The organism is Bradyrhizobium sp. Rc3b (assembly GCF_900114915.1).
Taxonomy (GTDB): domain Bacteria; phylum Pseudomonadota; class Alphaproteobacteria; order Rhizobiales; family Xanthobacteraceae; genus Bradyrhizobium.
The window spans coordinates 61,408-87,573 of sequence record NZ_FOUS01000002.1; the positions used below are offsets into that span (position 1 = coordinate 61,408).

Genomic DNA, 26,166 nt, shown 5'->3' on the forward strand with positions numbered 1-26,166 from the left:
GCGCCTTGCATGGCACCGGGAGACGCCGCTCATCTTGCGCCACCAAAAAGGAAGCCTGTCGCAAGCGAGGAAACGATGGTTGCAAGCGGCCCATCCAGCGCAAGAGCACGGCTCGCACCGGTCTTCAGATCCGGTAACGCGCCATGGGGCGGTGCCCGCAACGTTGCGCCGAACAATGAGCCGTGCGGAGCATCTGCGGATGCGGGCTCGGCTGTTGTCGCCGTGATCCGCGCTCTTATCTGCCGGAAGTGCTCGCGCTCTCGGATCGGATCGCTGTCGCCAAGTGCGGGAAGACCGCCGAGGAGATCCAGGCGACCGAGCAGCAGATCATGCACGCCGCCGTTCACCAGAGGCCTGCATGTGCGATGAATGAGATGACCATGCTGAGAGTCGGAATTATCGGCGTCGGCCTGATGGGCCATGGAATCGCGAAGAACGTCCTGGTGCGGGGCGGCTTTCCTCTGGCCTTCCTCGACCATCCGGGCAATCAGCCGGTGGCCGATCTCATCGGGCTCGGGGCGTCGGCCTGCAAGTCTCCCGGCGACGTCGCGGACGCTTCGGATGTCATCATCCTCTGTGTGACGGGTTCCCCCCAGGTCGAAGCGATCCTCACCGGCACGACGGGCGTTCTATCTCGCCTCCGCAAAGGGACCATCATTGTCGACTGTTCGACGGCGCTGCCGGAATCGACGGTGCAAATGGCTGCCGCCGTCCGGGCCGCGGGTGGACACTTCCTCGATGCGCCCATGACGCGCACCGCCAGGCACGCGGAAGAGGGAACGCTGAACCTTCTGGTTGGCGGCGAGGAAGCCGATCTTCGCAGCGTCCGCGCAGTTCTTGCCTCTTTCACAGAGGGTGTGGAGCATGTCGGCCCGGTGGGTTTTGGCCATCGGCTCAAGCTGCTCCATAATTACGTGTCGATCGGATTCATGGCGCTGCTCGGCGAAGCTGCCGCACACGCTGCCGATGCGGGCATCGATCCGGCAATCTTCGTCGATGTTCTCGCCAAGGGCGGAGGGGCCGGCGTTGCGCTTCAGCGCATGGCCCCGGCAATTGCGATGGCCGACGCCGGCGCGGTCCCGTTCTTTATCGATAATGCGCTAAAGGATATCTCCTACTACCAGACGATGGCGAGCAATTCCGGAGCATCCAAAGCGATCGCAGACGGTGTCGGCACTGCCATTGCGGCCGTGGTCGAGAGCGGCCACGGTCAAGCCTACATTTCCGACCTGGCTCGGCTCCTTCGGAAGACGAAACCAGCGGCCTAGAGAGAATGAGTGTTGAGACAGGGAAGACTGACCCAATGACAAAGACTGATATCCGATTTCCCGTAGACGGTCGAACTCGCAAGATGTTCGTCGATGGCGCGTGGGTCGAGGCCCGCTCGGGGCAGGTCTTCGAGACGCGCAACCCTGCGACCGGTGAGGTGATCGGTCGTGTCCCGCGTGGAGATGCCGGCGACATCGACATCGCCGTCGCCGCTGCCCGTCGCGCCTTCGTGGGACCATGGAGCCGCTTCAAGCCGTTCGAGCGACAGGCTCTGCTTCTGCGTATTGCCGATCTGTTCGAGAAGCACTGGGAGGAGATCAGCCGGTCCGACACGGCCGACATGGGCATGCCGATCGTCAGGACGCGGGCGAACAAGCTTCGCGTGCTCGGCATGCTCAGGTACTACGCCGGCATGGCGACCGCGATTCATGGGCAGACGATCGACAATTCGCTTCCGGGCGACATCGTCTCGTTCACACGGAAGGAGCCCGTCGGCGTCGTCGGCGCGATCATTCCCTGGAACGCCCCAACGGCTGCGTCGGTCTGGAAGATCGGGCCTGCGCTCGCGACCGGATGCACCATCGTGCTCAAGCCTTCCGAAGAGGCACCGCTGACGCCGCTCTTGATCGCAGATCTGATGAATGAGGCAGGTGTACCTCCCGGCGTCGTCAACGTCGTAACCGGGACCGGCTCGGAGGCCGGTGCGCCTCTGGCCGAACATCCCGGTGTCGACAAGATTGTCTTCACCGGATCCACGGCCACCGGCCAGGCGATCATTCGCGCGTCGGCCGGCAACCTCAAGCGGGTGTCGCTCGAGCTTGGCGGAAAGTCGCCGGTCATCGTCTGCGCCGATGCCGACCTCGACAAGGCCGTGCCGATCGCCGCGATGGCCGCCTTTGCCAATTCGGGCCAGATCTGCATCGCGGGCTCCCGGCTGTTCGTCGAGCGGAAGATCCATGACGAGTTGGTCGAGCGGCTGGGGAAATTTGCCTCGGCCCTGAAAATCGGTGATGGAGCTGATCCCACGACGGAGATCGGACCTCTCGTTTCCGAGCGGCAGCTCGACAAGGTCGAAGGCTTCCTGAACAGCGGACGCGATGAAGGCGCCAAGGTCGTGACCGGAGGCCGGAGACTGAGAGAGGGGAGTTTCGCGAAGGGTAACTTCGTCGAGCCGACTGTCTTCGCCGGCGTCTCCGACAACATGCAGATTGCCCGCGACGAGATCTTTGGTCCCGTCATCTCCGCCCTGCCGTTCGATACGCTGGATGAGGCCGTGGACCGAGCCAATGCGACGCCGTACGGGCTTGCGGCGGGCGTCTTCACGCGCGACGTCAGCAAGGCGCACGTCCTCTCGCGGAGCCTGCGTGCTGGATCGGTTTGGGTGAACACCTATCACGCCATCGATCCCGCGTTGCCGTTCGGCGGCTACAAGATGAGCGGCTATGGCCGTGAGGGCGGTACCGAGCAGCTTGATGAATACCTGAACACGAAGGGGGTCTGGATCAAGCTGGACTGAGCCGGACATTCGTCCAGCTCGCGGCCGGTCGTGGCAATTGCTGTGCCGGCGGGGTGCGGCGAGGGAAGTGACGCTACCACCACAAGATTAAATCTATCGAGCGAGTATCATGAAGGACACATATAAGATTGCCGTCGTGCATGGCGACGGAATTGGACCCGAGGTTGGTCGTGCGGCGGTTGCGGTGCTGCAAACCGGTGTCCAGACCGGTACGCTCGAGTTCGTGGAATACCCGGCGGGCGCCACTCACTTTCTCGAAACGGGAGACTCCTTTCCGTTGGCCTCGTTCGAGGGCTGTCGCGCGGCGGACGCCATTCTCCACGGGGCGGCCGGCATTCCCGGTGTGGTTCACCGGGACGGCACCGAAGCCGGGCTGGATTTCACGTTGACGCTCCGCTTCAAGCTGGATCTGTTTGCCAACGTGCGGCCCATCAAGCTCTACAACGGGGTACCGTCTCCGCTCGGGCGTCCAGGGTCGATCGACTACGTCATCGTCAGGGAGAACAGCGAGGGACTGTACGCTGCGCGCGGTGCGGGTGCGCTGCTGCGAGAGGAAGTTGCGGTCGATACGCTGGTCCAGACCCGAAAAGGTATCGAGCGAATCGTCCGGTTCGCTTTCGAGCTTGCCAGGACGCGAAACGGTTCGCCGAAGGACGGACGGCGCCGCGTAACGTGCTGCGACAAGGCCAACGTGTTGCGCACCTATGCGTTCTTCCGCGCCGTCTTCGACGAAGTCGCCAAGGACTATCCCGACATCGAATCCGAGCACGTCCTCGTCGATGCGATGACGGTTCATCTCGTCAACAAGCCGTCGCACTTCGACGTGATCGTCACCGAGAACATGTTCGGCGACATCATTTCGGATCTCGGTGCGGCGACTGTCGGCGGCATGGGCATGGCGCCATCGGAAGAGGTTGGGGACGGGATCGGTTTCTTTCAGGCCTCGCATGGCTCGGCGCCGGACATCGCCGGGAAGGGACTTGCCAATCCCTATGGGACCATCCTGGCGTCGATTCTGATGCTGAGGCGTCTGGATCAGCGCTATCGGGACAGCCGGCTGCGGCTTGGGGCCGACAGGATCGAAGCTGCCGTACGCGCCGGGTTGGAAGACGCTACGCTGAGGACGCGCGACATCGGCGGCAATGCGACGACCAATCAAGTTGTCGATGCACTTCTGAAGTTGCTCTGAGTGCGGTCAGCGAAGCTGAGCCAGACTCGAACGGATCAATGATATCAGTTGCTCGGTGTTCGGACGCCGAGCTGGGCCGCGCGTGGTGATCAAGCCGATCCGGCGAAGCTTGACGTAATCGGAGATCGGGACTACCCGAAATTGCTGAACGCCGGCCTGAACCAGCGCGACCCGCGGTACGATTGCGATGCCGAGGCCGGACGCTGCGAGGGCGAGTGCCGTCGTGGCGGCCTGGACTTCGAACTGCACGTCGAGGCGGACGCCAAGCGTCTCCAGCGTCTCGTCGATCAATCCTCGAACCGCGGTCGTTTTCGACAACAGGATGACCGGCTTTTCGACCAGATCGGCGAAGCTGGTGCTCGATTGGCCCTCGTCGAACACTGCTGGTACGCAGGCAACAAGGGGATCCTCAAGGATTGGCTCGAACTCATAGTCTCCCATGTCGGGGACCTCCGGACCAATACCGAACTCGACATCCTGCCGCTTCAGCAGCTCAAGCATGGGCGCGGTGGAGATCTCCATGAGCTGCACCTGGCTTCGCGGATGACGGACCTTGAACGTTGCAAGGATGTTAGGAAGCCATCCGGACGCCAGCGTCGGAACGCAGGCCATTCGAATATGACGGCTGCGAGACTGAGCTGATTCCGTCAGCTGATCGAGCCCAGACTGGACTTCCTGAAGTGCGCGCTTTGCCTGTTCAAACAGGATTCGACCCTCGGCGGTGAGCAGCACCTTTTGCGGCGTTCTGCGAAACAGAAGAACGCCGATCTGCTCCTCCAGGTCGCGGACCTGCATGCTCACCGCAGAAGGAGACCGGTTGGACTCTTCTGCAGCCTTGCGGAAGCTCTCGTGCTCGGCGGCGAGGAGGAAGGTGTGGAGCAGCTTGAGATTGATGTTCGGCAAGTCCTAATACCTCGATGGGTTCTTGCGCGATTCTGGAATGTGGAACGAACCCAGCGCCGATCGACATGTATATCTGTCGGAATAGGCTGCCGTCTTCACGAAAACAAGGCGCCCTCGCGCTGCAGCATAGTTCCAGATTCATTGAGGCAGATGCTCGTAGCGCAAGCTAGGTGAACGAAGGACCGCGTTTGATCGGCTTGAATTGCTTTGGCTTTAGCTAGCTCAAATGGGCTCATGATGGACTGGAGCGAGAGGCCAGGTTTTTCAATTGGTTAGATGGCGCCGTGTGCGCCACGTGTGCACCGGGAGATCAAAGAAAATCTGTCCTCGACAAACGTGGCTATGTCTTTAGTGCCCTGAACATCGTCGACAAACCGAGCCTGCAGCATCAGCGCCGCCTGAACGCCAAAACGTGCGCCCAAAAGGGCATTGCCGCGCCGGCTTACCCGCCGAGAACACCAGCCGCATGCAATGATTGCCGACGATGGCGGTGTGCCGACCTTTCCGTGTGCATGCAACCAAGGGCCAAGGCGAACCATAGTCGGCCAGCGTCCAAACGCCACGATGCTTGACGCCATGGCCTGCAAATATTCACGAGCCTAGAGTGCCTTGTAGGATCAGAGGCAGTAGGCCGCCGGCACGGAGGATCTCGCACTCAAGGCCTGTTTCGATTGCGGCGGTCGTCTGGAAGCTGTCGAGCTCGGTTTCGCCGCGATGGAGGCGTACAGTCACAGTCCCGCGGGGGTGGATGGCATCGAGCGGAGCATCGATCTCGATCGTGTGGCTTGGGAGTAGGTTCCGGCCTTCTCGCGCGAAAGCTCACCGAGGCGGTCCACGACAATCTGAAAAATCTCGGGGGCGCGGGACAACCGCTGCGACCAGGGGTCTTCTCGCCCGCAACACTTCGTGGTGTCGCGACGCCGTAGACGAAAACGTCGGAGAGGAGGCCCGATTTGATCAGAGCCGCTTCCACCAGCGCCGTGTTAATGAAGTCGCCGTCGCACCGAACGCCTCCGCCGATCCGTTCTTGCGTCGACCATTGCGTTGTCCATGCCCGCGATGGCGCATCCTGCTCCCCCTCATCATCCTCTTCACCATCATCGGCGTCTATTGCAGTGGCAATAACGTTTTCGACGTCTACGTCATCGCGAAGCTCAATGCCGCCTTCCGATGCGCAGGCAATCAGGCTCACATTGATGACGAGCCGGCCCGACGTCCCGAACAGGAGGGTGTAACCATCGGCCGCGCGCCAACAGCCGTTCTGCGTTGCAGCGCGGACGTCACTGTTCATCCATGATGAAACAACCGCGCAGCAAAGTCCACCCGCGGCTCGGACAATGGCCGTTGGCGCCGCGACATAAATCTACTGGCACAAAAAATGCTGAGGCTCGAATGACCCGACGGCGCGCCGAAGTTCGCCGGGGGCACGGAGGAGAAAATGAGAGCCCAAGTATTGAGAGCCTACGACGAGAAACTGTCCAACGACCTTTGGGTCGGGGAAGAGAAGGTGCCTGATCCGAAGCTGACAAAATCAACGGACGTCATCGTCCGCATCGGTGGTGCGGGCGTATGCCGAACCGACCTTCACATCGTCGAAGGCGTGTGGAAGCCGCACATGGATCCGAGCGGTGACAAGCTGCTTCCCCTCATTATGGGGCACGAAAATGCAGGCTGGATCGAAGAGGTTGGCAAGGAAGTCGAGGGACTAAAGAAGGGCGATCCTGTCATCGTCCATCCGAAGATCAGCGGCGGGACGTGTCTCGCCTGTCGCCGAGGATTCGACATGCACGGTCCTGGAACGTTCCCAGGCCTCGATTGCAACGGCGGCTATGCAGAGTTCCTTTGCACCTCAGAACGCAACATCGTCCCGCTGCCACGGACTTTGGCGCCAAAGGATGTCGCGCCATACGCTGATGCAGGCCTCACCGCCTATCGCGCTGTCAAGAAGGCCACGCGTCACCTTTTGCCAGGCGAATCTTGCGTTGTTATCGGTGCGGGAGGGTTGGGCCACATCGGAATCCAGTGCCTCAAAGCGATGTGTGCGGCCGACATTATTGTCGTCGACAAGTCCGAAGCATCGCTGAAACTGGCCGAAAAATCGGGCGCCGATCATCTCGTGAAAGCTGACGGCAACGAAGTGGAAGCCGTTCTGGGCCTGACCGGTGGAAACGGTGCGGAAGCAGTGATCGACTTCGTCGGCGAGAAGGGCACGACGTCGAAGGGCTTGGCAATGACCCGTCCGATGGGCAGCTACTACGTCGTCGGTTACGGCGAGGACATTCGAGTGCCGACAGTCGACATGGTGATAACCGAGAAAAACATTATCGGCAATCTGGTCGGCACATGGGCCGAACTAACCGAGCTGATGGCCCTTGCGGACCGAGGTCTGGTTGAGCTTGCCACGGCCGAGTATCGCCTTGCGGACGCCAATAAGGCCTTGCACGATCTCAATGCCGGCAAAATTCATGGACGGGCCGTGTTAATCCCTTGAAGGATAGCTGCATCATCCATCGCGAGCATGCATTTCCTCGCGATGGATCGAGCGGCCATCGTCATGCTCGCGTGGTGTCGTCTGACGCCATCACCGGAGCCCCGACCGCGTCACGCGCTGAAGCAGCAGTCCAATCAGATCGGGCTCACGCAAGCTCATATCGCAGTGCAAACACCGCAAAGGTGGACAGTGGTCTGATCTCCGGAGTCTCATTGTGCGCCATCGTCTCAATTTGCATCGTTGTCAATCTCATATCGATATGATCGCTTAGGAACGCCGTATGAGGTTCGTCCTCGTCAATGGCAGAACACCGTGGCTGAAGACGTTCTGCATGTCTTGCTCAGAGCCCATTCACGCTCACTATCTGAGAGAATTCAGCACCGGGCTCCCTTTCTGCGATCATGACTGCTACGCCCAGTATACGGAACGCTGGATCGAGAAGGTCCGGCAATCAAACCAGGCGGCCGGTTTCGAGGGCTATCGCTAGTCCGAGTGGGCAGGCAACGTATCGGTCTCGGCAATGCGCGGCCTTCAACGCGAAAGAGTCTGTCGCATCGAGGAGCTGTGTTCAATTCCCAAAGCGCCCAACGTATTGCCCGGGGAAATTCTGGCGCTGCTGCAGCGCAAACATTGCCGCGAAGTGGCGGTCTCCGCGTTGCTCCGATTCTCATTTTGCAACTCTTGTCGCAGTTTGCATTTCCGCGGCTCGCCAACCGGGAGCCGCGACGTCTCCGTCAGTGCTGATCCTCACCTCCGGCAGTCAGAAATCGATTTGGCGGGGCAAGAGAGCGCTGGCACGCCCATTGCAAAGCTGTTTGGCACAACAACGCTGACTGCTCCGTCCGGGGCGAGCCGCGAAAAGAACGAGGGAAGGGGATGTCAAGCTGAGGGCGAACCTCGCGCGGGCTGACTCAATTGCGATCGGAAGACGGCTGGGTCCGAAGATCGCTCCTGATCATCCCTGAGGCGTTCCACAGTCATCCTGAGACCCTTGCCGATATCAAACGTCCGGCCGTGCAAACGGTCGCGAGGTGGCCCGTAACGCACGGGTAAGCACTGCTCGGTCCGCGAAGGTCCAGGCAGGCGGAATATCGATGTGGTTTCTGACCCGATCAGGAGGAAAGACGAGATGTCTGGAACGCTAACACTCAACAAGATCACCGCCCAGCGCGGCATTTCTGTCGGTGAGGCTGCAAAGAAGATTGCAGATCTCGGATGGAATCCGTCCTACGTCCAGGAAGCGATGACCTTCCCCACCGACTACAAGATCACGAAGGCGCCGAAGGATCCGATGAAGCAGGTCCTTCGCTCCTATTTTCCGATGCAGGAGGAAAAGGACAACCGCGTCTACGGCGCCCTCGATGCCGCGCTTCGCGGCGACATGTTCCGCAATGTCGAGCCACGTTGGGTCGAGTGGATGAAGCTGTTCCTGGCGATCATCCCGTTCCCGGAAATCTCCGCCGCGCGGTCCATGGCGATGGTCGGGCGCCTTGCACCCGGCGAAGATCTCCGTACTGGCTTCACCATGCAGATGGTCGACGAATTCCGTCACTCGACCATCCAGATGAACCTGAAGAAATGGTACATGGAGAATTACATCGACCCGGCCGGCTTCGATATCACGGAGGAGGCGTTCGGCAAGTGCTACGCCACCACGATCGGCCGGCAGTTCGGCGAGGGCTTCATCACCGGTGACGCCATCACGTCGGCGAACGTCTACCTGACCGTCGTCGCCGAGACGGCGTTCACCAACACGCTGTTCGTCGCCATGCCGTCGGAGGCGGCGCGCAACGGCGACTATGCGCTGCCAACCGTGTTCCTTTCGGTTCAGTCGGACGAGAGCCGCCATATCGGCAACGGCCACTCGATGTTGATGTCCATGCTGAAGGAGCCGGAGAACCACCTGCTGCTCGAACGCGACATGCGGTATGCCTTCTGGCAGAACCATGCCATCGTCGACGCGGCGATCGGGACGTTCATCGAATACGGCACCACGAACCGCGACAAGAACAAGGAGTCCTATGCGGAGATGTGGCACCGCTGGATCTTCGAGGACTATTACCGGACCTATATGCTGCCCCTCGAGAAGTACGGCATCAAGATCCATCATGACGACGTGCAGACCGCCTGGAAGCGGCTGACCGAGAAGCACTACGTCCACAAGGTCGCGCAATTCTTTGCGGTCGGCTGGTCGGCGAACTTCTGGCGTATCGAGGCCCAGACCGACAAGGACTTCGAGTGGTTCGAGCACAAATATCCGGGCTGGTACGCGCAGTTCGGCGAGTTTTGGAAATGGTACGAGAAGCTGTCGCATCGCGGCCAGACCAACATCCTGTTCAACAGCGATGTCGGTTACGTCTATCCGCATCGTTGCTGGTCGTGCCTCGTTCCATGCCTGATCCGTGAGGACATCGTCACCGACGAGATCGACGGCAAGCTGCACACCTTCGCCCATGAGCTCGACCGCTGGACGGCCGTCGAAGCCTTCGCCGGCGAGTACCAGGGTCGTCCGACCCCGGCGATGGGGCGGTTCAGCGGCCGTCGTGAGTGGGAGAGCGTCTACCACAACGTGGATATCGCCGACGCCATCAAGGATCTCGGCTTCGTGCGCACAGACGGCAAGACGCTGGTCGCCCAGCCGCATCTGCGGTTCGACCAGAAGGAAATGTGGACGCTCGACGATGTCCGCGGCCACATCCTCAAGAGCCCGCTGCAGACGCTACGGGAGATGAGCCCGGCCGACCGCGAGAAGCATCTCGCCGAGTATCGCAAGGGATTCACGATCAATCCCTGCAACTAAGTGAGACGGAAGGGGCCGGCTGCGGCCGGCTCCTTCCAGATCGCTCCCCGGAAGAAATGAAAGCGTTCGTTTGAGGAGGCCCCTATGGGCGCGCCCGCTAATGTCGTTCGCCTGCAACCGGTAGGCATAGAGTTCGAGGTCGAGGAGAACGAAACGGTTCTCGACGCTGCGTTTCGTCAAGGGATCGCGCTGCCGCATGGTTGCAAGGAGGGGCAGTGCTCGGCGTGCAAGTGCGTTCTTACTGGTGGGGACGTGGAGCTGAAGAAATACTCGACGTTTGCCCTGAACGAGATGGAGCGTGGCCAGGACTACATTTTGCTCTGTCGGACCTTGGCGTACTCGGATCTGGAGGTGGAGCTCCTCAACTATGACGAGGAAGTGCTGTCGAAGTCGATTCCCGTCAAGGATTTCACGGGCACCGTTACGAACGTCTCTGCGCTGACCCATGACATCCGCCGCCTCGAAATCACACTGGAGCAACCTCTGAAGTTCTGGGCGGGTCAATATGTCGACATCACGCTCCCGGGACCAGAGACGATTACGCGCTCGTTTTCCATGGCAAATTCGCCGGGCGAAAGCCAAAAACTCGCGTTCATCATCAAGAAGTACCCCAACGGGCGCTTCTCCTCACGACTTGACGGAGATCTCGCCGTCGGAACCGAAGTCGGAATCAAAGGACCCTACGGGACCTGCTTCCGACGAGAAAACAAAACGGGAGCCATGATCCTGGTCGGCGGTGGATCCGGAATGTCGCCGCTGTGGTCCATCCTGCATGATCACATCAGCTCCGGGGAAGTTCGTCCGGTGCGCTTCTTCTACGGAGCCAGGACGCAGGGCGACCTTTTCTATCTCGATCGCTTCGCCGAGCTCGCAGCCAACCATCCGGAGTTCACCTTCGTCCCCGTTCTTTCCCATGCAGCGGACGATACGGCCTGGAGTGGAGCGAAGGGCTTCGTGCACGAAGCGGTCGGATCGCACCTTCGCAGCGCCGGATATGGCGAAGACGTCGACGTTTACGCTTGCGGACCATCGCCGATGATCGAGGCGTTGACGCCGGTACTGCAGATGAACGACGTCGAGTCAGACCGAACCTTCTTCGACAAGTTTACGCCAGCCAACAACTAGGGCGGCTTTGACCGCCGAGCGAACCATCTTAAGGCCCGACAACAGGAGGAGGAAGACGACCATGACTGCCGTTCAAACTGAATCAGCCAAATCCGGTGCAGCAGGCTCTGCGGTGTTCCCGGACTCGGATAGCCGAAAATATCGGTATTTCGAGCCGCGCAGCAAGCGAGCCACGCACTACGAGGACGTGACGGTCGACGTCCAACCCGACCCGGAACGCTACCTGTTGCAGGACTGGATCATCGCCTTTCCGAACGGCAAGGGTGCCTACACCAAGGACAACACGGCGGCGCTCAGCTCGAACTGGCACGCCTTCCGCGCCCCCGACCAGGAGTGGGAGCGCACTCACTACCAGCGGCAGTCCAGGATCGAGGCGATGGTCCAGGCGGTGATCGCCAACGGCCGCAAGTCCGGCGCACCGAAGAGCTTCGACAAGGCCTGGATCAAGATCCTGCAAAACCATCTGGGCGCCTGGAAGCATGCCGAGTTCGGTCTCGGCACGTCGCTGATGCAGGCTCAGCGCTACGGCTACACCCAGATGATCAACAACGCGACGCTGACCAACTCGTCGTACAAGCTCCGCCTTTCCCAGGACATCACGCTCTATCTGGCCGAAATCGGAATGGACATTCCGGGCTTCGACGACGCGGCAGGCAAGCGCGCCTGGCTCGAAGACAAGGGCTGGCAAGGTACCCGGGAAGCGATCGAATCGATCATGGGCTCGCCCGACTATCTCGAGCAGTACTTCGCCACGAACATCGTGTTCGAGCCACTCGTCGGCGAATTGTTCCGCAGCGGTTTCCTGATGCAGGTGGCCTCGTCGAACGGCGATTTCATCACGCCGCCGGTGATTTCGTCTGCGGAGGCGGATTACGAGCGCAATCTCGCCAACACGATCGATCTGATGCACCTCCTGGTGACCGACAATCAGCATGCCGCCCACAACAAGAAGCTGTTCCAGGGGTGGGTGAACAAGCATGTGGCGCTGGCAAACAAGGCGGCGGCCGGCCTTCAGCCGATCTGGTCGCAACCGCACTCGAAGCCGGTGCAATACGCCGATGCCCGTGCGCAGTCGGTCGAACGCATCAAGAAGATTCTCGGCGAGCTCGGCCTCACCCTTCCCAAGGAGTAAATTGCAATGTCCGTCGTCTCCAGGTCTGCGACCAACCAGAATATCTTCCAGAAGATGGGAGATCTTCGTTTCGAGCAAACGATTTCCCATCAGTGCGGCGTCACCATGAACGACAGCGTCGAGGCGCGAGCCATTGCCGAGTTCATGGGAAAGAAGCCGAACGTTACCGTGACCTACCAGCCCGCGCTGATCCGCATCGACGGCGAGGGCAAGCTGATCTTCAAGATGGACGAGATCAGCGAAATCCTAGGGAAGGAAATGACGGCCGAGATCTTCGAGGTAAATACCTCGACCCACTACGGCCGGATGGTGCGCATCGACGACAATACGGTGACGCTGTTCGGCAACATGGACGAGGTCTTCGAGTACATCGAGTGAGCTCCATTCTCCCTGACTGGATGGGGCCGCTTCGTGGCCCCACCTCTTCTCGAACCGTTCCAGCGCGACGACTGCGCATCGATTGATCGAATACAGCTAACCAAGGATTCCTGGAGATCACCATGTTTATCACTCCCAGCGGCGAGGAAGTTTTCGTTATCGACGGCCACACCCATTTCTGGGACGGTAGTCCGGCAAACCAGCTCAACATCCACGGCAAGCAGTTCATCGACTGCTTCTACGCTTATCACACCTCGCTCAGTCCGAAGGACAAGCTCTGGCCGAAGGAGCAGTTCGAGAAATACAGTGCCGATCAGATGTACCACGATCTGTTCGTCGATGGTCCGGACGACATGGCCGTCGTTCAGTCGACCTACCTGACCGAGTTCTACAAGAACGGGTTCAACACCATCGATCGCAATGCCGAGATGGCGAAGAGGTACAAGGACCGCTTCATCGTCAACGGCGCCTTCGACCCGCGGGATGGCGAGAAGGCTCTCGAGTACATCCACTACATGAAGGAGACGTTCGGCATCAAGGGCGTCAAGCTCTATACGGCCGAGTGGAAGGGCGACTCGCGCGGGTGGAAGCTTACGGATCCCAACGCCTATCGCTGCTTCGAGCTTTGCCAGAAGCTGGGGATCACCAACATCCACGTCCACAAGGGGCCGACGATCATTCCGTTGGACAAGGATGCCTTCGATGTTCACGACGTCGACCATGCCGCGACCGATTTCCAGGGGCTGAATTTCATCATCGAGCATTGCGGCCTGCCGCGACTCGACGATTTCTGCTGGATCGCCGTGCAGGAGACCAACGTCTATGGCGGCCTGGCGGTGGCGCTGCCGTTCATCCACGGCCGTCCGCGCTATTTCGCCGAGGTGATCAGCGAATTGCTGTTCTGGGTCGGTGAGGACAAGATTCTCTTCGGCAGCGACTACGCGATCTGGACGCCTCGCTGGCTGGTCGAGAAGTTCTGGAACTTCGAGCTGCCGGAAGACCTGAAGCAGGAGCACGGCGTCGACCTCACTCCCCAGGCGAAGCGGAAGATTCTGGGCCTCAATGCGGCGCGCCTCTATGGCGTCGACGTCGAGGCACAGAAGGCGAAGCTTGCGCAGCAGGTTCACGCGACTGCGGCGGAGTAGACATCATGAGCGCGCTCCAACATCAGCATGATCGTAAGACCGGCGAGGTGTGGGAGCGCCTTGCGATGGTGACGGATCCCGAGCTGGACGAGTCGGTTACCGAGCTCGGATTTGTCGAGCAAGTCTCCGTCGATCATGACGACGGCGTCGAGATCGTCTTTCGTCTGCCGACCTATTGGTGTTCGGCGAACTTCGCCTTCCTGATGGCCGATGACATGCGCCGGGCGGTATCCTCGCTGCCGTGGGTTCGCGAGGCCCGTCCGCAGCTTCGGGATCACATGGTCGCCGAGGAGATCAACAAGGGTGTCCGCGAGGGCATGTCGTTTGGTGATGCACTCAAGGACTTCGCGGCCGGCGGGTCGCTTGACGAGCTGCGGGAGAAATTTCGCCGCAAGGCATTCGAGCGGCGCCAGGAGACCATGATACTGGCATTGCGAGGGCTGGGTTATGAGGATCCGGCGATCTGCCGGATGGATCTGAGCACGTTTGACGCGATCAACTTCGACTCGGAGGAAATTGCCCGCCAGAAGCCGCGTTATCGAGAGCTTCTGGTCGAGCGGAACCTCGCCAATCTCGCCGGCGATCGCGCCTTTGTCACCTACGATGGATGCACCATCAAGCGACACGAAATGGTTCCGTATCTGCAGCGGTTGCGAGGCGTGCGTATCAACATGGAGTTCAACAGCTCCTTGTGCAGAGGGCTTCTTGCGGTCCGCTATCGCGAGGTCGATGGGGATCGGCCGAGCCAGACGCCCGGGCCATGCGGCGGCTGCGGCAGTGGTTGTGCCGCACAGTCAGTCGGGCCGACGGTCACAAAGACACATTCTGCCGCGCTTGTGTGAGGCTGGGCCGCTACACGAAGCGCCTGCGAGCGCCAATAGACGGAGCGGACAGCAAGCCCGCCCGAGCCGATAACCAAGAGACGACCACGTGGGAGTGAAGCGCAATGCCAAAAGTTCTGCTGCATGACATCGAAGCTCGCCGTGCTCTCGCGCGCGGGGTCCAGAAGCTCGCCGCCGCGGTCGAATCGACGCTCGGTCCGAAGGGCATGAACGCGATGGTGGATAGGCCGATCGGCACGCCCATCGTATCGCGAGACGGCGTGACCATCGCCTCCGAGATCGAACTGCCGGACCGGTTCGAGAACATGGGGGCACAGGTGGTGCGGGAGGTCTCGATGCAGACCAACGAAGTCGCCGGCGACGGTACGACGACGGCGATGGTGCTCGCGAACGGCCTCATTCAAGGCGGCGTTGTGGCCCTGGAGCGAGGCGCCAAGGCCGTCGATCTCTGCAAGGGGATCGACCGGGCCGTCGAGGTCGTGGTCGAGACCCTGAAGGGTGCGGCGGTCGCCGTAACGGATCGCAAGACCCTGCAGGCGGTGGCGACGATCGCATCGACCGACGCTCACCTGGGCGGCCTGATCGCCGAGGCGGTCGAGCGCGTTGGCAAGGACGGCATCATCAGTTCCGAATACGGGCTGACGACGAGCACGACGCTTGAGGTCGTCGAAGGCATGTCGTTCGACCGCGGTTACATTTCCCACCATATGGTGACGGACGTCGAGAAGATGGAAGTGGTGCTGGACCAGCCCTACATTCTCCTGACCGACCTGAAGATCAGGACGCCGAGCGAACTGTCACCGGTCCGCGCGATGGTGGCCGCGACCGGACGGCCGCTCGTCATCGTCGCTGAGGAGATCGCGCCGGAGGTCGTCGTCACGCTGCTGGGTGATGGCAACCGCGGCAAGGTGCTGGTGGTCAATCCGCCAGACTACGGCCACTGGCGCAAGGCGATGATGGACGACCTCGCCATCATCACCGGCGGGCGGGTCATTGCTCGCGAGCTCGGCGGCAGGCTGGAGGAGATCGGCATCGGCGATCTCGGCACCGCGCGGCAGGTGCGGGCAAGTGCGCGTGAAACGGTCATCATACGCGGCGGTGGCGACGATGCGGCGATTGCGGCGCGGCGCCAGCAGGTGGCCAAGCAGCACGATCTGGCACCGCCTAACATCGAGCAGGACAAGCTCAAGGAGCGCCTCGCCAAATTGTCGGGCGGAACCGCGGTTATCTTTGCGGGAGGCGTCACGCCGGTCGAGCAGAAGCGTACGATCCAGCTGATCGACGATGCGCTGAGCGCGGCGCGGGCCGCGGCCGAGGAGGGTATCGTGCCCGGTGGTGGCACGGCATTGGCGCAGTGCGCGCCGGTGGTGGCGCGCACGCTCGGCAACATCAATGGCGATCTGGGTGAAGGCATCAGGCTGGTACGTGAAACCTTGTCGCGTCCTGCCGCCTTCATCGCGCGGAATGCGGGGCATGATGCGCAGAAAGTCGTGGCCGAGCTGCAAAGCTCGCGGACGGGTGTCGGATTCGACGCCGCAAACGGCGTTTTCATCGACATGGTTTCGGCCGGCATCGTCGACCCCGTCAGGGTGACGTATACCGCGCTTCGAAACGCAGCCTCCGTCGCCACGCTGGTCCTGACCACCCACACGCTGGTTGCGGACGTGCCGCAATACACCGATCCGACGCAGGGACCGGCGCTCGGCGGCGGAGCAGAGAAGCTTGGCCGCGCATGAGGCGTGTGCACGCACCTCGTGTTCCGCCGCACCGCTTCAGACTCGAGCGGTCGGGATATCTTAGGTGACAACGATCCGGAACGCGGTACAATCTTGGAAGCTCCGGCATGAGCCGAAGGAGGCGTGTAACAAGCCTCCACGGACATCCGACTAGCCGGGCAGGAGGAAGCGGGACATGGCCTACATCATCTCCAAACGCGACGGTCCGCACCGCGAAGAGGTGGCGGCGAAGGACTTCCTTCAGAAGAACCGCAGCACCATCAACTCGCTCGCCAATCATCTGACGCTCGGGCGTTGGCAGGCGTTGCGCAATCCGAAGCCTCCTTCACAGCCTGAGCCATCCGGCAAGCTCTGGTCCACGTCTCCGGCGCGGCCAAAGGAGCTCGAGCCCTATGTGCGGATCAGCCTTAATGGCCGCGTCGTGATCGCCGATCTCGCTTCGGGCCGGCAACTCCATTTTGTCGGCGAGCTGCGCGGCAGCGGCCGATCGCGCCGCTTCGCGCTGGCGACGCGCGAGAACGGGATCTTCGATCCGCTGGACGACGAGTTGTACAAGGTCCTGATCGACCTGGAAGGCGTGAGCGTCCCCGATGAGACGTCGGAGGCGCAGCTGGAGCAGGTCATCTCAAATCGTCTCGGCTTGGACGCGATCGCCAGAAGCATCGAATAGTCTCCACGACCTGGACCTTGCTGGATATCGATCTCGATCGGGTCCGGCTCATGTCGTTTCTGCCGATCAAGCTGCTGTTTGCCCATTCAGATTTGGTGCCCCAATGCTGACGGAAACGTTCATGGCTAAGCCGCCGTTTTCCCTGGAAGGCTACAAAGTTCCGGACGCGACTGATGCAGAGCAGGGGCGGCCCTACGATGAACGAGAGACCAACAGAGCGTGGGAAAACTTCCTGACGTTCGGAGACGCGAAGCGCGAGAACGCGCTGGTGCGAGGCGTCATCGAGGAGTCATGGCAGCGCAGCATCCAATCGGGCGTCGATGCCCGTTGCAAGGGCAGCGGCCTCATCGCCTCGCCGGACGATCTCTATGAGCTGCGTCTGAAGAACGACGATCTGCTCGGCTCCAGCGCTCAGACCTTTCGCCGGGTGGCGGATGTCCTCGGCGATGCGGCCACGATGTTGGTCATCACCGACAGGAATGGCGTCGTGCTCGATGTCGGGGGCGACCAGCGGACGATCGATGCGGGGCACGATATTCGCCTCGAAGTCGGCGCCGACTGGGGCGAGACGGTGACCGGCACCAACGGCATTGGCACGGCGCTCGTCACGGGCAAGCCGGTCCATGTCCACGCGGCGGAGCACTTCTCCGAAGGCATCAAGGCCTGGACCTGCGTCGGCAGCCCCATTCGCAGCCCGATCGACGGCAGCATCATCGGCATCATCGATTTTTCCGGCCCCCAGGCAATCTTCCATCGTCACAATGTCGCGCTGGCGGTGATCGCGGCCAACCATATCGAGCTTGCCCTTTCGGAAAAGATCCGGCTCGAGAGAATACTGCTCCTCGAGGCGAGCATCTCTCGAATGCCGGGGATGGGCAGTGCCGACGGCGTGGTGATCCTGGATCGCTTTGGTCGGGTCGTCCATCACAACGACATGGCGTCGGCTCGCTGGCGTCGGCTCGCGCAGTCTCGTGAGTTGAGCATTGGGTCACAGATTCTTCCAAGTCGCGAAGGCCTGCTGGGAAAAGACCTGGCCGAGGGGTTGCCCGAGGAGCTGCGTGAGCAGCGGATCGAGCCACTAATCGTCGACGGGGTCGTGAAGGGCGCAATGCTCGTGCTTGCTTCGAAGCCGCGGACAAATCCTGCTGCAGCCGAGATGTCGCCGACAACCCGCGCCGCCCTGATGTCGGCAAAGGAAGCAATCGTCGGATGTAGCGAGGCATTGCTTGAGGTGGTGCAGAAAATTGAGCGGGCGGCGCTTGGCCGGACAGCAATCCTGCTCGAGGGCGAGACGGGCGTCGGCAAGGAACTCTTCGCCCGCTTGGTTCATGCCGCCAGTCAGAAGACCGGCAAGGAACCTTTCGTTGCCTTCAATTGCGGTGCGGTTTCAAAAGAGTTGCTCGGCGGCGAATTGTTCGGGCATGCGCCGGGCGCTTATACCGGCGCTACGCGCGAGGGAAGGCCCGGGCGATTCGAATTTGCCAATGGCGGCGTGCTCAGCTTGGACGAGATCGGCGAGATGCCGATGGACCTGCAACCTTACCTGCTCCGTGTGCTGGAAGAGCGCGCGGTGTACAGACTGGGTGACAGCAAGGCGCGCCCGGTGGACGTCAGGCTGGTGGCGTCGACCAATCGGAACCTGAAGCAGGAAGTGGCCGAGGGACGTTTCCGGAAAGATCTGTACTTCCGGATTGGCGTCGTCAAGTTCACCATTCCGCCGCTCCGCGACCGGCTGGGCGATGTCGAGATCCTGATCGATCACTTCAACAGGCAATTCGCCACGATCTACAGCACCCAGCCGCTGCGCTTCGAGGCGGCCACGATGGAGTTGCTGCGCCGCTATTCCTGGCCGGGAAACGTTCGCGAGCTGCGCAATCTGATTGAGAACCTGGTGCTGATGACGATAACCGGCATCGTCACGCCCAGGGACCTGCCAGAGGATTTCGTGGAGGTCACGCCGGCTCAACCTCCCTCGATGTCGGTGCAGTCGGAGAACAGCGCGACGGGATCGGAGGGCGACGAGATCGCGCGCTTTGACGAGATGGAGCGGCGCGCCATCGAGAGGGCCGTCGCAAACGCCGGCGGCAATATTGCGGCTGCCGCGGAAAAGCTGGGGCTTTCGCGCGCTACGCTGTACCGCAAATTGCACCAATACCGTTCCCGGACCTAGCGATCGGAGAGCCTTTCATGGCGGCTGTCTGGGATGGGCAAAAGGGCGGGAAAGGTCCGGCCCCCGCGGCGACGCTGGCCTCGCAGATCCTTGCGCGCGCCGACCGCGACGTCACTTTCGTGGTGCACCTGGTTGGCGAAAGCCAGAGTTTGCTGGTGCGGCATTTCATCTTGTTCATCGAGACCGAGCTCGCAAAGCGCGGCATGAGCTACGGCGTACATCCGCTGCTGCGGCCGTTCGTCGAAACGCATGCACGCGAGCTGTCGGATTTCGTATTGCAAGGGATCGGTTTGCGGCATCAGTTCGGTCTTCAGGCCATCGAGACGATGAGGGGCGATCCGGCGCGGTTGCTGAGGGTCGACCTGTGGGACTCGCTCCAATCTTACGTCAACGACGCGCAGCAACACTTCGTATCCGATGCCCGGGGTCTCCAGCGGATCCTTGATCAAATCGAGCCGAGCGCATGAGTGTCGATCCGGAGGTTCTTGTCGAGATGCTGAAGGAGCGGTTGCTCGTCGTTCAGCAGATGTCGGCCGCTCAATCGTGGAACCTTCTGAACCGTCAGCTTGCCGGTGGAGCAGAATTCGAGATTCAGAGGATTGAGCAGGAGATCGCGGCGACGGGCGATTCGCATGCATTCGGCCACGTGATCGAGGAAGCGCACGAGCGCTTGAAGGAAGCAAGGGCCGGAATGGCAACATGCGACGCCCAATGCGCCGCGCTGGAACGACGCCTTGAAGAACTCGACAGGTGTATTGCGACCGGCAGGTGAGACGACCGATGGACACGATGGAAGCTGAGACCGCTACGCTCTATGACTTACTTGGTCGGCATTGGACCATGGGGGCGCCGGTTACGAACGCGGCGTTCGACGCTGCGGGACAAGCAGTGGCGTTCGCGCTTGCCGATGGCTCTCTGGCCATCGCTCCGCTGGCCGACAGCGAACCGCCGAAGGATCGCTATCGTATGGCCTTGGACGGCGGCCGATCGACGATCTCACCGCGGCGGAATCCGGTCCCGCCGTTGACGAAAGTCGTCATCAGCGATGCTTCGCTTCATCTCGCCTCGATCGAGCCGGAGGGCTTCATCGCAAGCGATGGCAGTCAGTTGCTGCACGTGTCGGCATCCGGCGTCACGCGACAGGCCGCAAAACTAGCGGCCCCGATCGATCTGGTAGCCCCGGTGCATGCCGGCGGTATTCTGGCGGCTTCCGATGGGTCGGTCATATACTGCGATTCCAACGGCGACGTCGGATGGCTTCAGGAGCGTGCGGGAGGGCGTTCATCCGCGATCGCCGTCTCGCCAGACGGTCGGAGCTTCGCGACAGGAGCTGACGGTTGTCTGCTTGTGCGTGCCTTCGGACCCCGACCTGAGCCCACCGCTACAATGGCTTTCGGCTTCATCTCCAGCTTGGCATGGAGTCCCGATGGAAGCTGGCTGGCAATGTCCGTCGCAGAAGGAGGTATCGTATTGCTGCGCCTTTCCGATGCGCGCGCCGTTCGGATTCCGAGCTATCCTGCAAGCGTCCGGTCTCTTTCGTGGAATGCAGACTCCCGCGTTCTTGTGACGAGCGGAGCCTACCGCATGATCGCATGGGACGTTTCCAGTCTCGACGACGGTGGCGAACAGCCGAAGAGCGTTGGCACCGGCCGCGGTGGCTTCGTCCTTGTCGAGGCAGTGGACGTGCATCCGGGACGTCCGTTGGTTGCGGCAGGATACAGCGACGGCAGGGTCGTCGTTGCCAGGATCGGCGAACCCGACGAACTGGTCGTCAAACCGCCGGGCCGGAGCCCGGTCCAAACCGTCCGCTGGTCCGACGACGGCCAGCATCTTGCCATCGGGACACACGGCGGCGAGGCGGCGATCGTGACGTTCCCGCCGCAGATCTTCAAGTAACGGCGAGCTGGGCGACGAGCCTTGCCGCGAGCTCCAGGAGCAAGTTCATGACAGCAACCGAAGCGCGAAGCGAAGCCACAAGCAAGGATCACTTCTTCAAGGAACTGGCGGAGCTCTCCGAGCGCATGATTGCCGCGCACGGAAAGGAGTTTTCGATGGGAGCCTTGGTGTTGGCGGCGAGGTTCATCGCCGAAAACAAGCCCTTCGAGAGTAGCGCAACAACGCAGTGACAGGTCATCTAACTGCACGCGAAATCTAATCGAAGGGTCAAGGGGGCAGCATGTTGAAGGGGCTTATTCGGGACAACGAACTCGTCCACAAGGCCGAGTGGCTCGAGACGCTGTCACTGCATTGTGGCATCGGATTGTGGGATGCGATCCTATATGAGGGGGATGCGATGCACGCCAAGGCGCGGTGGACCTGGTCGAGCGAATTCCGGCGCTTGTGCGGGTACAAGACGGAAGCCGAATTTCCCAACGTCGTGCAATCTTGGTCTGATCGCCTCCACCCGGATGACGCTGCAGCGACATTCGCCGCGTTCGGTTCGACTTGCCAGACCGGCGTCGGCTACGATGTGAAGTACCGCTTGAAGGTTAGAGACGGAACCTATCGTTGGTTCCGAGCAACAGGTGGAGTTGTGTTGGACGAGAAAGGCCGGCCGCGGCGCGCCTGCGGATCGTTGGTCGATATCGATGAGCTCATGAAGGCGGAGGAAGAGAAGAGCGGGATGGTCCGTCGATTGGCAGTCGACTTTGAAAGCGCGATCGGAGAAATCGTTGATACCGTTTCTTCAGCTTCGAATGAACTCGAGAGCTCTGCGAGCAGTCTAAGCACCACGGCCGAACGCTCGCAAAAATCAACCACTGTCGCCGCTGCGGCCTCCGAGGCGGCGTCTAGCAACGTCCAGTCGGTTGCTTCTGCGGCCGAACAGCTATCTTCATCCGTCAGGGAAATCAGCCGACAGGTGCAGCAGGCCGCCAAGATCGCCAACGAGGCAGTTAGCCAAGCGCAGAAAACCAACGAGCGTGTCAGTGAATTGTCCAAGGCGGCCGCGCGAATCGGGGACGTGGTCGAGCTTATCAATGCGATCGCGGGTCAGACCAACCTGTTGGCACTGAACGCTACGATTGAGGCGGCGCGCGCCGGGGACGCCGGTCGGGGGTTCGCGGTTGTCGCCTCTGAGGTAAAGGCCCTGGCGGAGCAGACAGCCAAAGCGACGGGAGAAATTGGTCAGCAAATCGGTGCAATCCAGACTGCGACGCAGGAATCGGTGAGCACAATTGGCGAGATCACTGGTACGATAAGGAAGCTGTCGGAGATTTCGTCGACCATCGCGGCAGCCGTAGAGGAGCAAGGTGCGGCGACGCAGGAGATTGCGCGCAACGTTCAACAGGCCGCAAGCGGCACCCAACGCGTCTCCACCAACATCATAGATGTGCAGCGCGAGGCCTCCGAGACTGGTTCGGCGTCCTCGCTGGTCTTGTCGGCTGCTCGGTCGTTGTCGAGCGAGAGCAATCGTCTCAAAGACGAAGTGAGTCGGTTTCTCAAGACGATACGTGCCGCATGACAAGGGTGTTGGCGAGAAAATGAATCAGAACCTCGCCGAATTCGGTTCTGACTGCCACATGCCGCCAGGGGAAACTCTCTAACGGTTGCGTCGTTTACGCGCGCGATTCGTAACGGCCATTCTGACAGGAAGATGCGATGATCTGAACTGGCCAAGAAAGCCAAATGTCAGAACGGCCGTTCAAGACATTGCAGTATTTCGAGACTGCCAAGCAGAGTGCGCAGCGATCGGGCCCTCTGTTGCTTCTAATTCGATTGCGAGCGGTGACTGGGAATTCCTCTCGGGCGCATTGTCGCAGTTGCGACTGCTTGGCGATCACTTGCGCCCGGCGGCTATACTATTCTCGCGGAAATAGTATAACGGGAGTGGACGGGAAGAGGACTTGATAAGAGATTGAAATTGCAGAGCTATCGCTTTTCCGTGGCGCCCATGATGGATTGGAGCGAGAGTTCAAATTTTTCAATTGGTTAGGGGGCAGCGTGTGCGCGTCGTGTGCACCGGAAGATCAAGAAAAATCTCACCACGGCCAACGTAAGCTGGCTTGTTGCGCATGCGCATGATCTGAATCTACGAGGCCAGGAGGCGGCGATTGCTTACGGCAGTCTCGGCTGTTCGAGGCGGGATAGTCGAAAATCGTGGGTTTGACTCCCACTCTCTCCACCAATTGCGCGATTGTGTGCGCCAAACTACGATTTCGTGCGCTTGGGGCCGCTTCGCGAGCGACTCGTCCCTCTGCTGGTCGCCCTAGCCACGGCCCGTCTCTGTAGGGTCGCGATCGGCCGTTGGCACCAGTCCCCACGGAGCTTCGCTTCATAGCTTCAGCTCAACGCGTGACCAGCTAGCCCGTACACCCACGGCTCATTTTCCTTTCGGTTCAGGAATCGCCGGCCCTTAGACATCGTCGTGACGGTGTCGGTCATCCCGAGGCGGCTCTGTTGAAGGAAGTCGGCAAACAGACCCGTCTGCTCCCGCGTATCGACGCGGACGAATTGTCTCGCGAGATCTCTGAGATGCACGGCCGTGAGATGGATCGCGTCACAATCATTGCTGGCGATGATCGGGCCGATCACATGACCGCGCCCGAATTCGCGCTTCATGGAATAACCGACGGTCTCTCCGCCGCGGCGCAGGACGGAGATTGACGCACCTTCAGAAAGCAACGCGAGCAGCTTCTGCCGGTTAGTTCCGAACGCGCGTTCGTCCAGTGCCGCGATCTCTCCGATGTTAGCCGTGGACAGCGAGCTCAACTCACCGGCCAGACCCGGCACCGGCGGGGGTGGTGAGACGATCTCTCCTTGCCACAGATGCACGGTGGCTTCCTTCGTGAACCCCAGCGACAGATACAGATGATAGGCGGCATGGGTTGAATTGAGGGTCAAATTCCGGTCGCCACACCGCTCGAAAACCTGCTCCATGAGCCAGCGGCCAGTACCTTGTGCCTGGGTTCGGGGCGATGTGATCACCAGGCCAATCGTCGCGAATTCCTGGCTATAAGGGAACCACATCGCGCTGCCGAAAACGCGGCCTATGCCGTCAACGGCGACGATGCCGTGGCCGGCGCGGCGTAGGAAATCCCAATCCTTGGGGCGATGCGGCCAGCCGACACCGATCGAAAGCGCGTGGAGCAGCTTCACATCAACGTCGTTTATGTCCTTGGCCACCAGTTCAAAGGACTTCACGCGTACCGTTCGTCCCATTCAGCTCATCCATTCCTTTGCGGGCTCAAAGGCCGCGGCCTATCCCCCGCCGACCTTCTGCTGCGTGCCGCACAAGCCCTCTTTTGCAGCAGCATAGCGCGGAAGGCCAGCAGGTTTCGCCTGTTTGGCGGGCGGTACTCGGAATGTTTCGCCGCCAGTGGAGCTCGATTCAGCAGGGAAAGCTACTGGTTGCGGCCTATCGATATCCGGCAACAGCAGGCAGGGTGACCCCGGTGAACGTTGAAGGCTTCGTAGGGCTCGCCGCCTTTCCAGCCCTCGGTGGCCGGCCAGTCCGGTCTCAACGCGCCGCATCCCGGGCGAGGACCTGAGAGGACCACGTCGATGGCGTTCCTTTTCAATTCCGATGCTGCTCGGGCGGCTATATTCCGGCAGGCCTTTGCGCGCGAGCTCCCTGATCTCGAATTCTATCATTCCAGCGAATGCTTCGAGCCGGAAAAGGTACGGTACCTGATAACCTGGAACGCGCCCGACGATCTCTCGCGTTTTCGAAATCTGGAAATGCTCTTTTCCACCGGTGCGGGGGTCGATCAATTCAAGCCGGAGACCCTACCTGGCCACGTCAAGCTCGTGCGCATGATCGAGGATGGCATCATACGCATGATGCAGGAGTACGTCGTGCTTGGGGTGCTGACACTCCATCGCGAGATGCTTGCCTATCGGGAGCAGCAGGGAAGAGGCCTATGGCAGGCTCTTGCAACGCCCCAGGCGGCCGATCGGCGCGTCGGCTTTCTGGGCCTCGGCATGTTGGCGCAAGCTGCGATTGATCGCCTCAAGCCGTTTGGATTTCCGCTTGCCGCGTGGAGCCGCAGCAACAAGACGATTGAGGGCGTCACCTGCTTCCACGGCGATGATCAGCTTGGCAGCTTCCTGAAAGGAACGGACATTCTCGTCTGTCTTCTGCCCCTGACCGAGCAAACAAGCGGCATCCTGAACGCACAGCTGTTCTCCCTCCTGCCGGCGGGAGCAAGGCTGCTGCATGTCGGCCGCGGTCCGCAGCTTGACCAGGGCGCACTCATCGAAGCGCTCGATAGCGGGCGCCTCGCCGAAGCGATGCTCGACGTGACCGATCCCGAGCCGCTGCCGGGAGCCCATGCGCTCTGGTCGCATCCGAAGGTGATCATCACGCCGCATATCGCGTCCGTGACGCAACCGCATACGGCAGCACAATCCGTCATAGAGAACATCCGGCGCCACCGCGCTGGACGAAATCCGATCGGCCTCGTCGATCGAGCGCTCGGTTACTAACAGGAAAGATGCCATGTCACTTCTGATTGCCATCGACACCAATCCGGATTTTGTACCGAAGAAGGCCGTGCCGGATCCGGAACGGCTCATTTCGGGCAATCCGTCCTTCAAGACCTGGGCGCAGGACGCCTCGAAGGGTGAGAAAGTGCTGACGGGCGTCTGGGAGGCAACCCCCGGCGAGACCCATTCGATCAAGGGCACCACCTTCGAGTTCTGCCACATCATCTCGGGTCTTATCGAAATCGAGGAAAAAGGTGGTGAGACGAAGACTTTCCGCGCCGGCGACAGCTTTGTGATGAAGCCGGGCTTTGTTGGCGTCTGGCGCACGATCGAGACCGTGCGGAAGATCTATGTCTGCCACTATGACTGAGCAC

The 26,166-nt window shown here is 60.9% G+C and carries 23 protein-coding genes; 20 read left to right on the forward strand and 3 right to left on the reverse strand.

The window, feature by feature from the left end:
- Nucleotides 1-29: 29 nt before the first annotated feature.
- Nucleotides 30-347, reverse strand: a complete 318-nt coding sequence (locus BM190_RS39415) for a hypothetical protein (RefSeq protein ID WP_177236892.1) — start codon at nt 345-347, stop codon at nt 30-32.
- On the opposite strand from BM190_RS39415, the gene BM190_RS03755 reads away from it, so the two are divergent.
- From BM190_RS03755 to BM190_RS03765, 3 genes are all read left to right on the forward strand, one after another.
- On the forward strand, nt 330-1,268 hold the full coding sequence (locus BM190_RS03755; protein WP_092252997.1) for an NAD(P)-dependent oxidoreductase: 939 nt from the start codon (nt 330-332) through the stop codon (nt 1,266-1,268). The genes BM190_RS39415 and BM190_RS03755 overlap by 18 nt on opposite strands.
- A gap of 35 nt (nt 1,269-1,303) precedes the next feature.
- Entirely contained in the window at nt 1,304-2,785 is a 1,482-nt protein-coding gene (locus BM190_RS03760) for an aldehyde dehydrogenase family protein (RefSeq protein ID WP_092252077.1), read from the forward strand.
- A gap of 109 nt (nt 2,786-2,894) precedes the next feature.
- A complete protein-coding gene (locus tag BM190_RS03765) occupies nt 2,895-3,974 on the forward strand; it encodes an isocitrate/isopropylmalate dehydrogenase family protein (protein ID WP_092252079.1) in 1,080 nt (359 codons plus the stop codon).
- Between the two features lie 6 nt (nt 3,975-3,980).
- Here BM190_RS03765 and BM190_RS03770 read toward each other — a convergent pair whose 3' ends face one another.
- On the reverse strand, nt 3,981-4,877 hold the full coding sequence (locus BM190_RS03770) for a LysR family transcriptional regulator (RefSeq protein WP_092252081.1): 897 nt from the start codon (nt 4,875-4,877) through the stop codon (nt 3,981-3,983).
- A gap of 1,438 nt (nt 4,878-6,315) precedes the next feature.
- On the opposite strand from BM190_RS03770, the gene BM190_RS03775 reads away from it, so the two are divergent.
- From BM190_RS03775 to BM190_RS41730, 15 genes are all read left to right on the forward strand, one after another.
- Nucleotides 6,316-7,368, forward strand: coding sequence for an NAD(P)-dependent alcohol dehydrogenase (locus BM190_RS03775; RefSeq protein WP_092252083.1), 1,053 nt, complete (start codon nt 6,316-6,318; stop codon nt 7,366-7,368).
- A 1,129-nt stretch (nt 7,369-8,497) separates the two neighbouring features.
- Nucleotides 8,498-10,168, forward strand: coding sequence for an aromatic/alkene/methane monooxygenase hydroxylase/oxygenase subunit alpha (locus BM190_RS03785; protein WP_177236895.1), 1,671 nt, complete (start codon nt 8,498-8,500; stop codon nt 10,166-10,168).
- 84 nt (nt 10,169-10,252) lie between these two features.
- Nucleotides 10,253-11,293 carry a 2Fe-2S iron-sulfur cluster-binding protein gene (locus BM190_RS03790; RefSeq protein ID WP_092252087.1) on the forward strand — a complete coding sequence of 347 codons (1,041 nt, stop codon included), beginning with the start codon at nt 10,253-10,255 and terminating at the stop codon, nt 11,291-11,293.
- A 61-nt stretch (nt 11,294-11,354) separates the two neighbouring features.
- Nucleotides 11,355-12,425, forward strand: coding sequence for an aromatic/alkene monooxygenase hydroxylase subunit beta (locus BM190_RS03795; RefSeq protein ID WP_092252089.1), 1,071 nt, complete (start codon nt 11,355-11,357; stop codon nt 12,423-12,425).
- A gap of 6 nt (nt 12,426-12,431) precedes the next feature.
- The gene (locus tag BM190_RS03800; protein WP_018319956.1) at nt 12,432-12,803 is read left to right on the forward strand and encodes an MmoB/DmpM family protein; all 372 of its coding nucleotides are present in this window, start codon (nt 12,432-12,434) and stop codon (nt 12,801-12,803) included.
- Between the two features lie 122 nt (nt 12,804-12,925).
- The gene (locus BM190_RS03805; RefSeq protein WP_092252091.1) at nt 12,926-13,948 is read left to right on the forward strand and encodes an amidohydrolase family protein; all 1,023 of its coding nucleotides are present in this window, start codon (nt 12,926-12,928) and stop codon (nt 13,946-13,948) included.
- Nucleotides 13,949-13,953: 5 nt separating this feature from the next.
- A complete protein-coding gene (locus BM190_RS03810; RefSeq protein ID WP_092252093.1) occupies nt 13,954-14,790 on the forward strand; it encodes a metal-sulfur cluster assembly factor in 837 nt (278 codons plus the stop codon).
- Between the two features lie 104 nt (nt 14,791-14,894).
- Nucleotides 14,895-16,526, forward strand: a complete 1,632-nt coding sequence (locus BM190_RS03815; protein ID WP_092252095.1) for a molecular chaperone GroEL — start codon at nt 14,895-14,897, stop codon at nt 16,524-16,526.
- A 175-nt stretch (nt 16,527-16,701) separates the two neighbouring features.
- Nucleotides 16,702-17,196, forward strand: a complete 495-nt coding sequence (locus BM190_RS03820) for a hypothetical protein (protein ID WP_092252097.1) — start codon at nt 16,702-16,704, stop codon at nt 17,194-17,196.
- A 103-nt stretch (nt 17,197-17,299) separates the two neighbouring features.
- Complete coding sequence (locus BM190_RS03825) at nt 17,300-19,366, forward strand: sigma-54-dependent Fis family transcriptional regulator (RefSeq protein ID WP_092252099.1); 2,067 nt, start codon at nt 17,300-17,302, stop codon at nt 19,364-19,366.
- 17 nt (nt 19,367-19,383) lie between these two features.
- Entirely contained in the window at nt 19,384-19,833 is a 450-nt protein-coding gene (locus BM190_RS03830; protein WP_092252101.1) for a hypothetical protein, read from the forward strand.
- The gene (locus BM190_RS40220; RefSeq protein ID WP_018319964.1) at nt 19,830-20,138 is read left to right on the forward strand and encodes a hypothetical protein; all 309 of its coding nucleotides are present in this window, start codon (nt 19,830-19,832) and stop codon (nt 20,136-20,138) included. Before BM190_RS03830 ends, BM190_RS40220 begins: the two co-directional genes overlap by 4 nt.
- A gap of 8 nt (nt 20,139-20,146) precedes the next feature.
- Nucleotides 20,147-21,262: a WD40 repeat domain-containing protein gene (locus tag BM190_RS03840; RefSeq protein ID WP_244550581.1), complete on the forward strand. Its 1,116-nt coding sequence runs from the start codon at nt 20,147-20,149 to the stop codon at nt 21,260-21,262.
- 47 nt (nt 21,263-21,309) lie between these two features.
- Nucleotides 21,310-21,492, forward strand: a complete 183-nt coding sequence (locus tag BM190_RS40225) for a hypothetical protein (protein WP_092252105.1) — start codon at nt 21,310-21,312, stop codon at nt 21,490-21,492.
- A 50-nt stretch (nt 21,493-21,542) separates the two neighbouring features.
- The gene (locus BM190_RS41730; RefSeq protein ID WP_092252107.1) at nt 21,543-22,829 is read left to right on the forward strand and encodes a methyl-accepting chemotaxis protein; all 1,287 of its coding nucleotides are present in this window, start codon (nt 21,543-21,545) and stop codon (nt 22,827-22,829) included.
- Between the two features lie 818 nt (nt 22,830-23,647).
- On the opposite strand, the gene BM190_RS03855 is transcribed toward BM190_RS41730, so the two are convergent.
- On the reverse strand, nt 23,648-24,526 hold the full coding sequence (locus BM190_RS03855; protein WP_092252109.1) for a GNAT family N-acetyltransferase: 879 nt from the start codon (nt 24,524-24,526) through the stop codon (nt 23,648-23,650).
- 342 nt (nt 24,527-24,868) lie between these two features.
- On the opposite strand from BM190_RS03855, the gene BM190_RS03860 reads away from it, so the two are divergent.
- Together BM190_RS03860 and BM190_RS03865 are read left to right on the forward strand one after the other, a co-directional pair.
- Nucleotides 24,869-25,792, forward strand: coding sequence for a 2-hydroxyacid dehydrogenase (locus tag BM190_RS03860; protein WP_092252111.1), 924 nt, complete (start codon nt 24,869-24,871; stop codon nt 25,790-25,792).
- Nucleotides 25,793-25,805: 13 nt separating this feature from the next.
- Nucleotides 25,806-26,162 (forward strand): cupin domain-containing protein, encoded by a 357-nt coding sequence (locus tag BM190_RS03865; RefSeq protein ID WP_092252113.1) that lies wholly within the window; start codon nt 25,806-25,808, stop codon nt 26,160-26,162.
- Nucleotides 26,163-26,166: the final 4 nt, after the last annotated feature.

What these genes read in the sequence shown, in the direction of transcription:
- BM190_RS03755 (WP_092252997.1), top strand. Translation starts at nt 330, where the DNA reads ATGCACGCCGCCGTTCACCAGAGGCCTGCATGTGCGATGAATGAGATG.
- BM190_RS03760 (WP_092252077.1), top strand. Translation starts at nt 1,304, where the DNA reads ATGACAAAGACTGATATCCGATTTCCCGTAGACGGTCGAACTCGCAAG.
- BM190_RS03765 (WP_092252079.1), top strand. Translation starts at nt 2,895, where the DNA reads ATGAAGGACACATATAAGATTGCCGTCGTGCATGGCGACGGAATTGGA.
- BM190_RS03775 (WP_092252083.1), top strand. Translation starts at nt 6,316, where the DNA reads ATGAGAGCCCAAGTATTGAGAGCCTACGACGAGAAACTGTCCAACGAC.
- BM190_RS03785 (WP_177236895.1), top strand. Translation starts at nt 8,498, where the DNA reads ATGTCTGGAACGCTAACACTCAACAAGATCACCGCCCAGCGCGGCATT.
- BM190_RS03790 (WP_092252087.1), top strand. Translation starts at nt 10,253, where the DNA reads ATGGGCGCGCCCGCTAATGTCGTTCGCCTGCAACCGGTAGGCATAGAG.
- BM190_RS03795 (WP_092252089.1), top strand. Translation starts at nt 11,355, where the DNA reads ATGACTGCCGTTCAAACTGAATCAGCCAAATCCGGTGCAGCAGGCTCT.
- BM190_RS03800 (WP_018319956.1), top strand. Translation starts at nt 12,432, where the DNA reads ATGTCCGTCGTCTCCAGGTCTGCGACCAACCAGAATATCTTCCAGAAG.
- BM190_RS03805 (WP_092252091.1), top strand. Translation starts at nt 12,926, where the DNA reads ATGTTTATCACTCCCAGCGGCGAGGAAGTTTTCGTTATCGACGGCCAC.
- BM190_RS03810 (WP_092252093.1), top strand. Translation starts at nt 13,954, where the DNA reads ATGAGCGCGCTCCAACATCAGCATGATCGTAAGACCGGCGAGGTGTGG.
- BM190_RS03815 (WP_092252095.1), top strand. Translation starts at nt 14,895, where the DNA reads ATGCCAAAAGTTCTGCTGCATGACATCGAAGCTCGCCGTGCTCTCGCG.
- BM190_RS03820 (WP_092252097.1), top strand. Translation starts at nt 16,702, where the DNA reads ATGGCCTACATCATCTCCAAACGCGACGGTCCGCACCGCGAAGAGGTG.
- BM190_RS03825 (WP_092252099.1), top strand. Translation starts at nt 17,300, where the DNA reads ATGCTGACGGAAACGTTCATGGCTAAGCCGCCGTTTTCCCTGGAAGGC.
- BM190_RS03830 (WP_092252101.1), top strand. Translation starts at nt 19,384, where the DNA reads ATGGCGGCTGTCTGGGATGGGCAAAAGGGCGGGAAAGGTCCGGCCCCC.
- BM190_RS40220 (WP_018319964.1), top strand. Translation starts at nt 19,830, where the DNA reads ATGAGTGTCGATCCGGAGGTTCTTGTCGAGATGCTGAAGGAGCGGTTG.
- BM190_RS03840 (WP_244550581.1), top strand. Translation starts at nt 20,147, where the DNA reads ATGGACACGATGGAAGCTGAGACCGCTACGCTCTATGACTTACTTGGT.
- BM190_RS40225 (WP_092252105.1), top strand. Translation starts at nt 21,310, where the DNA reads ATGACAGCAACCGAAGCGCGAAGCGAAGCCACAAGCAAGGATCACTTC.
- BM190_RS41730 (WP_092252107.1), top strand. Translation starts at nt 21,543, where the DNA reads ATGTTGAAGGGGCTTATTCGGGACAACGAACTCGTCCACAAGGCCGAG.
- BM190_RS03855 (WP_092252109.1), bottom strand. Translation starts at nt 24,526, where the DNA reads ATGGGACGAACGGTACGCGTGAAGTCCTTTGAACTGGTGGCCAAGGAC.
- BM190_RS03860 (WP_092252111.1), top strand. Translation starts at nt 24,869, where the DNA reads ATGGCGTTCCTTTTCAATTCCGATGCTGCTCGGGCGGCTATATTCCGG.
- BM190_RS03865 (WP_092252113.1), top strand. Translation starts at nt 25,806, where the DNA reads ATGTCACTTCTGATTGCCATCGACACCAATCCGGATTTTGTACCGAAG.